11 protein-coding genes and 3 tRNA genes are annotated in these 14,025 nt (G+C 33.4%); 7 read left to right on the top strand and 7 right to left on the bottom strand.

From position 1 onward, the window contains the following. Nucleotides 1-413: 413 nt before the first annotated feature. Nucleotides 414-1,463 (top strand): porin, encoded by a 1,050-nt coding sequence (locus Q1W72_RS03340; protein WP_099715921.1) that lies wholly within the window; start codon nt 414-416, stop codon nt 1,461-1,463. Nucleotides 1,464-1,802: 339 nt separating this feature from the next. On the opposite strand, the gene Q1W72_RS03335 is transcribed toward Q1W72_RS03340, so the two are convergent. From Q1W72_RS03335 to Q1W72_RS03315, 5 genes are all read right to left on the bottom strand, one after another. Further along, the gene (locus Q1W72_RS03335; protein ID WP_302137385.1) at nt 1,803-2,705 is read right to left on the bottom strand and encodes an N-acetylmuramoyl-L-alanine amidase; all 903 of its coding nucleotides are present in this window, start codon (nt 2,703-2,705) and stop codon (nt 1,803-1,805) included. A gap of 34 nt (nt 2,706-2,739) precedes the next feature. Beyond that, complete coding sequence (locus tag Q1W72_RS03330) at nt 2,740-3,213, bottom strand: hypothetical protein (RefSeq protein ID WP_302137384.1); 474 nt, start codon at nt 3,211-3,213, stop codon at nt 2,740-2,742. Nucleotides 3,214-3,252: 39 nt separating this feature from the next. After that, complete coding sequence (rimO, locus tag Q1W72_RS03325) at nt 3,253-4,566, bottom strand: 30S ribosomal protein S12 methylthiotransferase RimO (RefSeq protein ID WP_099715919.1); 1,314 nt, start codon at nt 4,564-4,566, stop codon at nt 3,253-3,255. Between the two features lie 206 nt (nt 4,567-4,772). After that, nucleotides 4,773-6,353 (bottom strand): OmpP1/FadL family transporter, encoded by a 1,581-nt coding sequence (locus Q1W72_RS03320; RefSeq protein WP_302137383.1) that lies wholly within the window; start codon nt 6,351-6,353, stop codon nt 4,773-4,775. Between the two features lie 55 nt (nt 6,354-6,408). Further along, nucleotides 6,409-7,392 (bottom strand): hypothetical protein, encoded by a 984-nt coding sequence (locus tag Q1W72_RS03315; protein WP_302137382.1) that lies wholly within the window; start codon nt 7,390-7,392, stop codon nt 6,409-6,411. Nucleotides 7,393-7,492: 100 nt separating this feature from the next. On the opposite strand from Q1W72_RS03315, the gene proS reads away from it, so the two are divergent. The 5 genes from proS to rpsT all read left to right on the top strand — a co-directional run bounded on the left by proS (nt 7,493) and on the right by rpsT (nt 9,637). Beyond that, the gene (gene proS, locus Q1W72_RS03310) at nt 7,493-8,971 is read left to right on the top strand and encodes a proline--tRNA ligase (protein ID WP_302137381.1); all 1,479 of its coding nucleotides are present in this window, start codon (nt 7,493-7,495) and stop codon (nt 8,969-8,971) included. Between the two features lie 78 nt (nt 8,972-9,049). Then, nucleotides 9,050-9,121: transfer RNA gene (locus tag Q1W72_RS03305), tRNA-Glu, on the top strand. A gap of 47 nt (nt 9,122-9,168) precedes the next feature. Continuing rightward, nucleotides 9,169-9,240, top strand: a tRNA-Glu gene (locus Q1W72_RS03300). A 41-nt stretch (nt 9,241-9,281) separates the two neighbouring features. After that, nucleotides 9,282-9,353: transfer RNA gene (locus tag Q1W72_RS03295), tRNA-Glu, on the top strand. Between the two features lie 32 nt (nt 9,354-9,385). After that, on the top strand, nt 9,386-9,637 hold the full coding sequence (gene rpsT / locus Q1W72_RS03290; protein WP_035673520.1) for a 30S ribosomal protein S20: 252 nt from the start codon (nt 9,386-9,388) through the stop codon (nt 9,635-9,637). 68 nt (nt 9,638-9,705) lie between these two features. Here the strand turns inward: rpsT and Q1W72_RS03285 are convergent, their stop codons facing one another. Then, complete coding sequence (locus tag Q1W72_RS03285) at nt 9,706-10,110, bottom strand: response regulator (RefSeq protein WP_099715916.1); 405 nt, start codon at nt 10,108-10,110, stop codon at nt 9,706-9,708. Beyond that, complete coding sequence (locus Q1W72_RS03280) at nt 10,110-11,825, bottom strand: PAS domain-containing protein (RefSeq protein WP_099715915.1); 1,716 nt, start codon at nt 11,823-11,825, stop codon at nt 10,110-10,112. The genes Q1W72_RS03285 and Q1W72_RS03280 overlap by 1 nt, the downstream gene beginning before the upstream one ends. Before the next feature lie 173 nt (nt 11,826-11,998). Between Q1W72_RS03280 and typA the strand changes: the two genes are divergently transcribed. After that, nucleotides 11,999-13,795 carry a translational GTPase TypA gene (gene typA / locus Q1W72_RS03275; protein ID WP_099715914.1) on the top strand — a complete coding sequence of 599 codons (1,797 nt, stop codon included), beginning with the start codon at nt 11,999-12,001 and terminating at the stop codon, nt 13,793-13,795. The last annotated feature ends 230 nt before the right edge of the window (nt 13,796-14,025 follow it).

Below are 14,025 nucleotides of genomic sequence, written 5' to 3'. Positions count from 1 at the left end.
TTATTTTAATGTGTGTTTTTTTATAGGGGTTTGATTTTATTTCACGCAAAAATGTCTGTAAAAAATGATTTTTAAGATTTATATATGGTTTATAATTCAAAAAAATAGGGGTATGTGCTTAAAAACTGATTATTAAATTTTTAAAATTGATGCTTTAAAATACGGAATATCTATTGTTTTTTGTTGATTTTTCGTTATTAATAATTCTTCTCAAAACAAGGCAAAAAAGTGCCAAATAGTAATTCAAGTGAAATAAAAGTTAATAAATTCGCTTCAGAAACAAGAAAATTTCACATTAAAAAAAGTGCATTTCAAAGCAGTTTTCTGGATTATAAGTACTAGAATTTTTTAAACCGTATAAACTAAGACCAAAATAATAACCAAACTAGATTACTAATTAAAACCAATTAAAGATGAAAAAAAACCTAGCTATTTTAGCATTAATGCTAACAACAAGTTTAACTTTCGCACAAGACGCTCCAGTTGCACCTTCAACTACTTTTGCAGGATCTGCTGATGCATATTATAAATATGATTTTTCTGGTGTAGACAACAGTTTGACCAGTTTTACAAATTCTCACAATTCATTTGAATTAGGGATGGCTTCCATCGAAGCATCTCATAAAATGGGGAAAGCATCTGTTTTTGTTGATTTGGGGTTTGGAAACAGAGCTGCTCAATTTACTTATAATGATGCCGCTTCAACTTTCATGATCAAACAATTGAATTTCACTTATGAATTTTCAGATAAATTTAAAGTTACTGCAGGTAGTTTTGGAACCCATGTAGGATATGAACTTCTAGATGCAGTAGATAATAAAAACTACAGTATGTCTTATGCATTTACTTACGGTCCATTCTTTAATACTGGGGTAAAAGCACAATATACTTCTGGAAAATTCAGCTTCATGGCTGGAGTTTCAAATCCAACAGATTTTAAAACAACAATTGAAGCAGGTTCAAGCCAAAAAACGTTCATAGGTCAATTAGGCTATGTTGGTGATACTGGAAGTGCATATTTCAATGTTACTTCTGGAAGTAGTAATCCTTCTTCTGATGAGAACAAAACACAATTTGATTTTGTAGGTTCAAAGAAAGTGAGTGATTCATTCTCTTTAGGATTCAACGGTACTTATGCAATGACTAACAATGACTTTGATAGTACATTAGATGGTGAGTGGTTTGCTTTAGTAGGATATGCAAATTTCGCATTGAAAGAATCATTAAGTTTAGCTTACAGATTAGAGTATTTGGATGCTAAAGATGCAACTGCTGGACTTGGTTCACTTGCTGGAACTAGTGTTGTAGGTAATACTTTATCACTAAACTATAAAGTAGGAAACTTGACTATTATTCCTGAATTCCGTGTTGACACAGCTTCAGAAGATATCTTTACAAACAGTGATGCTGCGCCAAAAGGTTTAACAGCTTATGCATTACTTGCAACAACATACTCATTCTAGTATTGAAATAATATTTTTTTTTTAGCTGTCAAGATGCTTTTAAGTATTTTGGCAGCTTTTTTTTTGTTTAGATATTACAGTTGGATTTGTTATGCAGTCATAAAAACTTTAAGGGTTTATGTATTACTTGCAACAACTTGTTCATCTTGTATTGAGTTGCTATTTTTTGTTCCAAGATGCTTTCGGGTGTTTGACAGCCTGTTTGTTTAGCTTTTTAAAGTAAAAGAAGTCTACATTAGGATAAACTACGAGAAGATTTGAAAATGTATTTAAATAAAAAACGGTTCTTTGAATGATTCAAAAAACCGTTTTTATAGGTGTTTGCATAATATAAACTATTTACTGTTTTTTGTAAATGGAATAAATAGTGTTTATTGTTTTTTCATCTAATATTTCATTGACTTCTGTTTGAATATAATGTAGTTTAAAAGCAGTTATTGCGGCGGGTAAATTTTTTGTGTCATATCCTATAATTCGCAATCCTTGTTCTATATTGAAATTAATAGGAGCGGTTTCTAAAAACTCATCTGACCAAATACCAAAACCTTTGTCTGCTAATATTTTCCAAGGAAACAATTGGCTGGGATCTTTTTTTCTGGTTGGTGCAATATCTGCGTGACCAATAATGTTTTGAGCAGGAATATTGTAATCTTTTTTTAGCTTCGTCAAAAGCGCCAGTAAGCTGTTGATTTGTAATTCAGAAAAAACTTCAGATCCATTATTGTCTAGTTCAATTCCTATTGATGTAGAATTAATATCTGTATTTTTTCCCCAAGTACCAGCACCTGCATGCCAGGCTCTTAAATAATCATTCAACATTTGAACCACTTTACCGTCATCCGAAATTAGATAATGCGAACTCACTTGAGATTCTATTTTGGTGAATGTTTTTAGTGTTTGTTGTAATGAATCCTGTGCGGTATGATGAATAATAATGAAATTCGGCTTTCTTAAATTAAAATTTACGGTTCCTATCCATTCTGTATTGACACCGTTTTGCAAAGGAGTTGATCCCATTTTGAAAAGAGTATCCTTATAGGTGTGCAACTGTTTTGTGTATAGTGTGTCAATGTTTATTTCTACATGAGGAATAACAGGTAATGGCTGCGGATCTTTATTAGAAATAGTCTCTTTTAATGTTTTGAGTTTAGAGTCATAAATTTTTTCACTCTTTTTATAAGGATTTGTTGAGCAGGATGCAGCAATAACTGCCAAAATAAGGTAATAAAAAATTTTTCTCATGTAGGTTTTCATTTAGCAACAGACTAAAAATCGATTAATTAGATTTCTTTTTAGATTTCGATTTTTTAGGATTTTTAGCTTCTTCATTCATAGCTGTATATTTCTCCTTTTGGTCTTTGTTTAATAATTCCATTATTTTTCTATCAGTAGTTTCTGAAAGAACTGTTATGTTTTTTATTTTTTCATCTTGGCTAACTTCTGCTTTTATAAGCATGCCTTGAGTTTTTATGCTTTCGGTCAAAATATTTGAGATTGCAATTACCTGAAGTTCGTCCAGAATAAGTTCCGGTTGTATTCGCTTCATGATTTTTCCAACCGTTACTTCAACAGGAATTTCTTTTGGTTTGTCTTGAGTTCTGGATTGATCCATTGCACTGTTCATTCTACGATTACTTCCATAACCATTACCGTAACCGTTTCCATATCCGCCATTACCGTATTGCGCAGAAATTATATTTGTCGATAATAATACAAATGCGATGATTAATAGTGATTGAAATGATTTCATATTTAGTTTTTAAAATGGATTAAAATCGTCTTAAGAAAATTATGCTGGTTCTCCGTATAAATCAAATTCTGTTGCTTCAATAATTTTTATCATTACAAACTCACCCGTTTTTACATAATGTTTTGATGCGTCAATCAAGACTTCATTATCTACATCAGGGCTGTCAAATTCAGTTCTTCCTACAAAATGTCCACCTTCTTTTCTGTCAATGATACATTTGAATGTTTGTCCTACTTTCTCTTGGTTTAAATCCCAGGAAATTTGCGATTGTAATTCCATGATTTCGTTTGCGCGTTCTTGTTTTACGGTATCTGGAACATCATCCTCCAGTGCGTAAGCATGCGTATTTTCTTCGTGAGAATAAGCAAAACAACCCATTCTGTCAAACTTCATTTCTTGAACAAAATCTTTTAATATATTGAAATCCTCTTGTGTTTCTCCAGGATATCCTACAATCAAAGTAGTACGAATAGCCATTCCGGGAACTGCAGCGCGGAAATCTTTCAATAATTTTGTTGTTTTTGCTTGAGTTGTTCCACGACGCATTGATTTCAAGATAGAATCTGAAATGTGTTGCAACGGAATATCAATATAATTACAAATTTTAGGCTCGCGCTTCATGATTTCCAGAACATCCATTGGGAAACCGGTAGGGAAGGCGTAATGCAGACGAATCCACTCAATTCCTTCTACTTTTACTAATGCTTCTAATAATTCTCCCAGTGCTCTTTTTTTGTAAAGGTCTAAACCGTAATACGTTAAATCCTGAGCAATCAAGATCAATTCTTTTACGCCGTTTTTAGCTAATCCTTCCGCTTCTTTAACTAGTTTTTCAATAGTTTGTGAAACGTTTTTTCCTCGCATTAACGGAATCGCACAAAAACTGCACGGTCTGTCGCAACCTTCTGAAATTTTTAAATAGGCATAATTTTTTGGAGTCGTAGTCAATCGTTCCCCTAATAATTCATGCTTATAATCCGCTCCTAAAGCTTTCAATAATTGTGGTAATTCTGTAGTGCCAAAAAACTGATCTACATTTGGTATCTCTTTTTCTAAATCGGGTCTGTAACGTTCAGATAAACATCCTGTAACGAATACTTTATCGACCAATCCTCTTTCTTTCTTGTCAGCATATTCCAAAATCATATTTACTGATTCTGCTTTAGCATTATCAATAAATCCACAAGTATTTATTACAATAATATTTCCCTCTTCAGCTTCCGGAGCTTCGTGCGTAACGTCCTTTCCGCTTGCGCGAAGTTGTCCCATTAGCACTTCACTGTCATACACATTTTTCGAACACCCAAGAGTGATTACGTTGATTTTATTCTTTTTTAACGACTTAGTTCTCATAACATTAGAATCCCGATAATTTGGGAATTTTGCAAAATTACAATTTTTATTTTTAGGACCATAAATCTTTGTGTTTTTTATGGAGCTATTCCTGCTGGTCCCGAAAAAACGGGAGGATTTCTCCCGACGCTTCGGGACCATCAGGGCTAAAAAAAAATCCGTTCCATGATAACGAAACGGATTTTAAATTTTATTTTTCAGATTGATTACAATTCAAATAATAATGTTACTGAAACATTGTTGTTTATCGCCTCAATACTGGCACCATCTGTAAATCCTTGATTGAAAAATGCTTGTTGTGAGTTTCTTTTGGCGTATGAATAGGCTAAATCTACTTTGGTAGAACCAAAACTGTATCCTAAACCTGCTGAATATCCAGTTAAATCTCCTATTGTTACGGAGTTTTTGTAAGGACTTTGTTCGTAACGATATCCTGCTCTTAGACTCAAAGCATCAATTTTATATTCAGCACCTATTCGTAGTTCGCCTGTTGTATCTAAGATTGAATTCATATCGTTGTTTAAATCATTAAAATAAGGATCATTTTCAGGTTTGAATTTAGTATTACTATAATCCTTAATAGCGTAATCAACACTTATTAAACCAGATTTTCCAAAAACATAAGCAAAACTTCCGGTTAGTTTGCTTGGAGTTTGTAGTTTATAAGGCTCGTAAATATTAACGATTTGTGGATTTACAACATCATTGGTGTCGTCAGCATTTGTTGCGCTGCTTACTGCAAATAGTCTTTGCGATAACTCATCATTTAATTTATACCAGGTTGATGATTCGTAAGCCAGACCTAAACGAATTTCATCAGAAACCTTTGCGATTGCACCCAATTGAAAAGAGAATCCTGTTCCGTAAGTGTATAAGTCATTCTCAAAACTCAATCGAGTTACTGTATAATCATTTGTTAATGGGGCATTATTCTCTTCGAAAAAAGTAGATGACTTGTGAAAGTCTGTAAAATGAGAGTTCAAATTAAGTCCAATATACAGTTTGTCATTATATGATGTCGCAGCATTAAAAGATAATTTTCCGTTATATCCAGTGCTGTAAATAGAGTTTTCTTGGTAATAATCACCTCCATTAGGAACATTTGATATGTAAGGGGAATTATTATTAGTTTCGTCAACTGCATCAATAATAAAACCTTGGTAGCCTAAAAATGCTTGTTGCGCTGCAAATCCATTTAAATTTGGATACTGATTATTAGGGAGATTGCTTCCTAAAAACGAATATAAATCAGATATAGATTCTCCGGGATTTGTATTTACAAATTCTTGAGGTACTGGAGCTCCATTATTAGAATTGTTGGCATAACTTAAAAAATAATCGCCTATAGAATTGTTTGGGTTGGTTCCGGCAGAGAAAAAGCCATTGTCAAAATTTTTAATGTTTTCGTAATTAACACCCAATGAAATCTTTTTCCAATTGCTGTTTGGGTTTTTGTTATTAAAAACAAAAACAGCACCCGCTTGATTCAAATCAAAGGAATTGTTTTTCTCGCTTGTTGTGCTGCCAAAATAATTGGATTTATTTTTTGTATCAAAATTACTTAAGGTAAGAGTCATTTGGTTGTTTGTAAACACTGCAGAACCTGCAGGATTTACATTTAGAGAGGATAAATCCCCGCCAAGAGCTCCAAAAGCACCACCCATTGCTCTAAAACGAGCTGTTCCGTTCAGGTTGTCCTGTGCGTAATGCATGGCATCTGATATTTCTTGTGATTGTGCAACGCTTGCAGTGAAGCCTAAAGCTAATAAAAATATATATTTTTTCATTTTTAATTCGTAGGTTTTAATTTAATATCAAAATAGGAAGGTGTAGAAAGAATTATTATCCTCTGCCACCTCTTCCGCCACCGCCAGATGATCTACCGCCACCACCAGAATTTCCCGAACTATTTGAGCTAGGAGTGTATGATCTGGAATTGTTATCGTTTCTTGAACTTGGAGTATATGATCTTGCAGGAGAGTTGTTTTCACTACGTGTGCTACTTGTATTTGATCTTCTGCTAGGTGTACTGTTGGAATTGTTTTGATTTCTTGAAAATGTTGGACTAGTTCTATTGAATCCGTTTGTAGTACTTCTTCTGAAATCAGTATTCGTATTTCCTCTGTAATTTGAATTAGTTCTGCGACTAACGGTATTGCTCTGGTTTCTAGAGTAATTTGCTGAACTTCGGGTACTGTAATTTCTATTGCTACTTGTATTGGTAGTATAAGAAGAACCTCTTCTGCTTGCGTTGTAGGAATAGGCTCTGTTATTGTAGTAATTTGGATATCCCCAATTATTACCATACCAGTTATTCCAGCCCCAGTTGTTTCCATACCAACTATTCCAACCCCAATTATTTCCGTACCAATTGTTTCCGTACCAATTATTCCATCCAAAACCAACGTTCCATCCCCATCCATAACCAGTATTCCAACCCCAGTTATTTCCATACCAATTATTCATTCCCCATCCATTGTCATAAACGTTTATGCTTACAGTTTGAGGATTACTGCCCCATCCAGGATAGTTGTTGTAGTCTATACTGTCGTTTTCTATATTATAATCATTGTAATTGTCTACATCTGTAAAAATTTCTACAGGTTGGTTGTTGTTTTGCAAAGACCCAAAGTAGTCTTTGTATTGATTATTTGGAGCATTTTGCGTCTCTACTTCTACAGCTCTTCTTGGAGCGTTACCATATATTCCGTCAGAATCATAGTAAGAACTGTTTTGGTAGGAGCCACAGGATGTCAACAGGACGCTCAAAAATCCAACAAAGTAATATATTGTTGGGTTTCGGAAGGAAAGAGTACTAGTTTTCATATATATGGAGTTTTTATTGTTGCACATTACAAAAATAGTTAGTTTTGCTGAACTATTTACTTAAAATTATTAATGCAAAATTTGTGCCAAATTATTCAATATGAGTAAGAACTTAACTACAAGATCAGAAGATTATTCAAAATGGTATAACGAATTGGTTGTTAAAGCCGATTTAGCCGAAAATTCAGGAGTTAGAGGTTGTATGGTTATCAAACCATACGGATATGCAATATGGGAAAAAATGCAAGCTGAATTGGATCGAATGTTTAAAGAAACAGGTCATCAAAACGCCTATTTCCCACTATTTGTTCCCAAAAGCATGTTTGAGGCTGAAGAGAAAAATGCAGAAGGATTTGCAAAAGAATGTGCAATTGTGACTCATTATAGATTAAAAAACGATCCAGACAAACCGGGGAAACTTATGGTTGATCCTAATGCGAAATTAGAAGAGGAATTAATCGTTCGTCCTACAAGTGAGGCTATTATTTGGTCTACTTACAAAGGATGGGTTCAGTCTTACAGAGATTTACCTTTATTAATTAATCAATGGGCGAATGTAGTGCGTTGGGAAATGAGAACCAGGTTATTTTTGCGAACTGCAGAGTTTTTATGGCAAGAAGGGCATACAGCTCATGCTACAAAAGCAGAAGCAGTTGAAGAATCAGAAAAAATGATGAATGTGTATGCTGATTTTGCCGAGAATTTTATGGCAATTCCAGTTATAAAAGGGATGAAAACTGAAACCGAACGTTTTGCAGGAGCTGAAGAGACCTATTGTATCGAAGCTTTGATGCAGGATGGAAAAGCTTTACAAGCTGGAACATCACATTTTTTAGGTCAGAATTTTGCGAAAGCCTTTGACGTTAAATTTGCAAATGCCGAAGGGAAGCAAGAATATGTTTGGGGAACTTCTTGGGGGGTTTCTACTCGTTTGATGGGTGCATTAGTAATGACACATTCAGATGATCAAGGATTGGTATTGCCTCCTAGTTTAGCACCTATTCAGGTAGTGATTGTTCCTATTTACAAAACAGACGAGCAATTGGCCGCTATAACAGCCGAAGTAAATGTTTTGACAGCAGCTTTACGAAAATTACACATCTCTGTGAAATTTGATGATAGAACGACTCAGAAGCCTGGTTTTAAATTTGCTGAATGGGAATTAAAAGGAGTACCTGTTAGGATTGCAGTTGGTCCAAAAGATTTAGAAAATGGAACTTTTGAGGTGGCAAGAAGAGATACATTGACTAAAGAAGTAGTTTCTAAAGATGGAATTACAGCTTACATCGGTGATTTATTAGAGCAAATTCAAAAAGAATTGTTCGAAAAAGCATTAAATTACAGAAATACGCATATTACTGAGGTAAACAGTTTTGAAGAGTTTAAAGAGGTTTTAGATACTAAAGGAGGTTTTGTATCAGCACATTGGGATGGAACTGCAGCAACGGAAGAGAAGATTAAAGATTTGACTAAAGCTACTATCAGATGTATTCCTTTGGATAGAGTAGAAGAGGCGGGAAGCTGTGTTTTTACTGGAGAAAACTCAGTAGGAAGAGTGTTGTTTGCAAAGGCGTATTAAAAAAAAATAAATTTTTTTGCATGGACTATTGTACGTTTCAAAAATAGTTGTATTTTTGCATCCGCATTAGAGAAGCAGGGCCCGTTCGTCTATCGGTTAGGACGCATGGTTTTCATCCATGTAAGAGCGGTTCGATTCCGCTACGGGCTACAATTTTTATTGCAGATTAAAGTTTTCCTGAACTTAGAGGGAAGTATGGCCCGTTCGTCTATCGGTTAGGACGCATGGTTTTCATCCATGTAAGAGCGGTTCGATTCCGCTACGGGCTACAATTTCAATATTTTAGATTGATAAAAACTTAGGGGATAATGGTCCGTTCGTCTAGGGGTTAGGACGCCAAGATTTCGTCTTGGTAACAGGGGTTCGATTCCCTTACGGACTACAAAAATTAGTAAAAGATAAAAAAATAATAAAATGGCAAATCATAAATCAGCTTTAAAGAGAATTAGAAGTAACGAAAAGAGAAGAGTATTAAACAGATACCAACATAAAACTACTCGTAACGCTATCAAAGCCTTGAGAATAGCTACTGATAAAACAGATGCTACTTCTAAATTATCAAGCGTGATATCTATGATTGATAAATTAGCTAAAAAGAATATCATTCATGATAACAAAGCTTCTAATTTAAAATCTAAATTAACTAAGCACGTTGCTAAATTGTAATTAATACAATTTTAAGATATAAAAAAAGCTCTCATAAAATGAGAGCTTTTTTTATATCTTATATTTTCCTATTCCATCTTGTTCTTTAAGTATTCAAGCATTGAACGGGTAATTGGTTTAGATAGGAAGTCAATAACCATTGGGTATTGTTTTGCTTTTTCTAAGTCTTCGGGGTCAATAGTTGAGGAAAGGACAACAACTTTTATAGTGTTAAATTCTGAAAATTCCGGGCTATTGAAATGGTCTAAAAATTCCCATCCACCCATTACGGGCATATTTAAATCTAAAAAAATTAATTGTGGTTGTTCGTCTGGTTTATTTTTGGCATATCTCATAGTGTTGAAATAGCTTAGTGCTTCTTCTCCATTTTGAGCCGTTATTATTTCATTAGAAAATGATGATTTGATTATTACTTTTTTGCATAACATAAGTGTTATCGGGTCGTCATCAATACATAAAATTTGATCTAACATTATTCTTTGTTTTTAAATGTTAATGTAAATGCAGTACCTTTATTTACCTCGCTTTCAATTTCAATTGTTCCTCCCATCGTTTCAACTTGTGATTTTACTAAATAGAGGCCTAGTCCTTTGCTGTCAGGGTAATTATGGAAACGTTGATAAAGCCCAAATACTTTATCTCTATTTCTTTCTAAATCGATACCTATTCCGTTGTCTGTAAATATTAATACAACAGTGTCATCAATTTCTTTGGAAGTAATAGTTATTTTAAGCTTTCTGTTTTCGGATTTGTATTTTATTGCATTTGTCAAAAGATTCAATAATATGCTTTCTATATACGCTTTGTTAATGTTTATAATAGAGACTTTTTCGAAATTAAGCTTTATGATTGGTTTGTATAATTCGATTTGAAAATTAAGTTGGCTAAAAACATTTTCAAAGATTTCTTTTATTAAAACAGCTTCTTTTTGAATTGAAGGATTGTCTTTAATGATAATAACTTTTACTAAATCATTGATAGTGTCATTTAATAAATGAGTGGATTTATTAAAACCATTCAAGATTTCTTTTAATTCTTGGTTTTCAACAGGAATGTCCTCCAGTAGATTCAGTAGTCCAGTTAAGTTTGATAATGGGGCTCTAAGGTTGTGGGAGGTTATATAAGAAAATTGCTTTAAGTCTTTATTGTTTTGGGTTAATTCTCTAATAAGCTGCTCTTTTTCCTTTTCTTGCTTTTTTTCATCGGTTATATCTCTTTGAATGGAGATCCAGTGAGAAAGTTCATTTTCAGAATTATAAATTGGTATCATAGAGAAGCGAACCCAGTATTCTTCTCTGTTTTTGTTTAGGCTGATTGTTTCTATTAGGCATTCCTGTTTGTTTTTAATGGAGCTTAAAAGTTTTTCAAGTTCGGTGATATCGGAATTTGGACTATTGAAAGGATCTGCTGATTTTCCGGAAATTTCTACAAACTCATATCCTGACATAGCGGAAAAAGCTGGGTTAGCATAAATGACGTTAGGGATTTTTCCGTCAAAGGAACTGGCTTCGGTAATGATAATTGAATCTTTCGACTGTGTAAATACGGTTTCCAGTAATTTTAGCCTTTGTTCTTCCTCTTTTTGTTTAGTGATGTCTTGTATGGCTCCAATCATTCTGATGGCTTTTCCATTTTCATCTTTCAATAGAAAACCTCTGTCTAAAACGTATTTATAGGAGTTATTGGCACATTTAAAGCGGTACTGATCTTGCCAGTTTTCGGTTTTTTGTTCTATAAAGGAGTAGAGTCTGATGGACATTTTAATGCTGTCTTCGGGGTGAATTTTATCAAACCACCATTTTGAACTATTGCCAACTTCATCTTCAGTATAACCAAAAACATTTTCAATTCCTTTATTCCAAGAAAAGCTGTCTTCTTGTATTTTCCAGTCCCAGATAGTATCGCTGGTTGCTTTGGCTACAATGTCGTATTTTTCATTTGACTCCTTGATTTCGTCATTTGTATTCTTAAGTTTTTCAAAAATGGATATATTTCGGTTGTCGTTTTTTGATAAAATAAGTTTGAAAATTATTCCAGTCAAAAATATAAATAAGATGTCTTTGGTAAAATTGTAAAATTGATGGTTTGAATCAGAAATATATTGAGCTAATAATTTATGACTAACAATGGCTACAAACATTGAGATTAGAATGTAGATGATGATTACTTGATTGGTTTTGCTTTTCATTACTCAAATATAATTAATTATTGCTGAATTATTAAAGAACATCTGTAACTTATTTTTCGAGTTTTTTTTAAAGGCCTATTTTTGGGTCTAATGGGTTAAGAATATGTAAACTATTGCATAAATATTTTTTATATCAAAATAAAGTGTACCTTTGCACCCATTAAAAATCACAGATGGAATCTATTAGAAACATTGCAATTATTGCCCACGTCGATCACGGTAAAACAACTTTGGTTGATAAAATTATGTATCACTGTCAGTTATTTCGTGATAACGAAAACACAGGTGACTTAATCCTTGATAACAACGACTTAGAGCGTGAAAGAGGTATTACCATTACTTCAAAGAATGTTTCTGTAGTATACAAAGGAACAAAAATCAACATTATTGACACTCCTGGTCACGCCGATTTTGGAGGAGAAGTAGAGCGTGTATTGAACATGGCTGATGGAGTTTGTCTACTTGTAGATGCTTTTGAAGGTCCAATGCCTCAAACTCGTTTTGTACTACAAAAAGCTATTGACTTAGGTCTTAAACCTTGCGTAGTAATCAATAAAGTTGATAAAGAAAACTGTACTCCTGAAGAAGTTCATGAAAAAGTTTTTGACTTAATGTTTGAATTAGGTGCTGAAGAGTGGCAATTGGATTTTCCAACTGTTTACGGTTCTGCTAAAAATAACTGGATGTCTGACCATTGGGAAAACGTAACTGATAATGTTGAAGCATTGTTGGATATGGTTATTGAAAATGTACCAGCTCCTAAAGTTTCTGAAGGAACACCACAAATGTTGATTACATCATTAGATTTCTCTGCATTTACAGGTCGTATCGCTATTGGTCGTCTTGAAAGAGGTGTTTTGAATGAAGGTATGCCAATCTCATTAGTAAAAAGAGATGGTACTGTAATGAAATCTAGAATTAAAGAACTTCATACTTTTGAAGGACTTGGTCGTAAAAAAGTACAACAAGTAATTGCTGGAGATATTTGTGCAATTATTGGTGTTGAAGGATTTGAAATTGGAGATACTATCGCTGATTTTGAAAACCCAGAAGCGTTGAAAACAATTGATATTGACGAGCCTACGATGAGTATGTTGTTTACAATTAATGACTCTCCTTTCTTTGGTAAAGAGGGTAAATTTGTAACTTCTCGTCATATTAGAGACCGTTTGACAAAAGAATTAGAGAAAAATTTAGCAATGAAATTGGGTGAAACTGATTCTGCTGATAAGTTTATGGTTTTTGGTCGTGGAGTACTTCACTTATCTGTTCTTATTGAAACAATGAGAAGAGAAGGATATGAATTACAAATCGGTCAACCACAGGTTATCATCAAAGAAATTGATGGTAAAAAATGTGAACCAATTGAAGAGTTAACAATCGACTTACCTGAGAATCTTTCTGGAAGAGCAGTGGAATTTGTTACTTTGCGTAAAGGAGAAATGCTTTCTATGGAAACTAAAGGGGAGCGTATGATTATCAAATTTAATATTCCATCTCGTGGAATTATTGGATTGCGTAACCAATTGTTGACTGCTACTGCTGGTGAGGCTATTATGGCACATCGTTTTATTGGATATGAGCCTTTCAAAGGAGAAATTGCTGGACGTAACAAAGGTTCATTAATCTCTATGGAAAAAGGAAAAGCTATTCCTTATTCGATTGATAAATTGCAAGATCGTGGTAAATTTTTCGTTGAGCCAAATGCTGAAATCTATGAAGGTCAGGTTATTGGTGAAAACTCTCGTGGCGATGACATGTGTGTAAACGTAACTAAAGAGAAAAAACAATCTAACGTTCGTTCTTCTGGGAATGATGAAAAAGCTAGAATTATCCCTCCGATTATTTTCTCTCTTGAAGAAGCATTAGAATACATTCAAAAAGATGAATATGTAGAGGTTACACCAAAATCTATTCGTTTGAGAAAAATATATTTGACAGAAACAGATAGAAAAAGATTTAAAATCTAATTTTATCTTTATAAGATTGAAAAAGCCATTCATTTATTTGAATGGCTTTTTTTATGTTTGTTTAGTAACTTCTTCTGTCGAATTTATTATTAGAAATGTGATTAAAAAAGTAGTTAACCCAACTTGCAGGGTTGAATGACGATAAAAGTTAATTAATTGTTAATTACATCATTTTAACAATCATTTCTGTAAGTTTTTATTTAAAAATTGGTATTTTTTGTATTCAAAAC

Source organism: Flavobacterium sp. ZE23DGlu08 (genome assembly GCF_030505335.1).
Taxonomy (GTDB): Bacteria; Bacteroidota; Bacteroidia; order Flavobacteriales; family Flavobacteriaceae; genus Flavobacterium; species Flavobacterium algoritolerans.
Note: the sequence above shows the minus strand (reverse complement) of the source record. Positions and strands in the feature narration are given on the sequence as shown.

Excerpts from the sequence above, each read along its gene's own strand:
- Q1W72_RS03285 (WP_099715916.1), bottom strand. The coding sequence starts at position 10,110 with ATGTTAGATCAAATTTTATGTATTGATGACGACCCGATAACACTTATG.
- typA (WP_099715914.1), top strand. The coding sequence starts at position 11,999 with ATGGAATCTATTAGAAACATTGCAATTATTGCCCACGTCGATCACGGT.
- rpsT (WP_035673520.1), top strand. The coding sequence starts at position 9,386 with ATGGCAAATCATAAATCAGCTTTAAAGAGAATTAGAAGTAACGAAAAG.
- proS (WP_302137381.1), top strand. The coding sequence starts at position 7,493 with ATGAGTAAGAACTTAACTACAAGATCAGAAGATTATTCAAAATGGTAT.
- Q1W72_RS03315 (WP_302137382.1), bottom strand. The coding sequence starts at position 7,392 with ATGAAAACTAGTACTCTTTCCTTCCGAAACCCAACAATATATTACTTT.
- Q1W72_RS03330 (WP_302137384.1), bottom strand. The coding sequence starts at position 3,213 with ATGAAATCATTTCAATCACTATTAATCATCGCATTTGTATTATTATCG.
- rimO (WP_099715919.1), bottom strand. The coding sequence starts at position 4,566 with ATGAGAACTAAGTCGTTAAAAAAGAATAAAATCAACGTAATCACTCTT.
- Q1W72_RS03340 (WP_099715921.1), top strand. The coding sequence starts at position 414 with ATGAAAAAAAACCTAGCTATTTTAGCATTAATGCTAACAACAAGTTTA.
- Q1W72_RS03280 (WP_099715915.1), bottom strand. The coding sequence starts at position 11,825 with ATGAAAAGCAAAACCAATCAAGTAATCATCATCTACATTCTAATCTCA.
- Q1W72_RS03320 (WP_302137383.1), bottom strand. The coding sequence starts at position 6,353 with ATGAAAAAATATATATTTTTATTAGCTTTAGGCTTCACTGCAAGCGTT.
- Q1W72_RS03335 (WP_302137385.1), bottom strand. The coding sequence starts at position 2,705 with ATGAGAAAAATTTTTTATTACCTTATTTTGGCAGTTATTGCTGCATCC.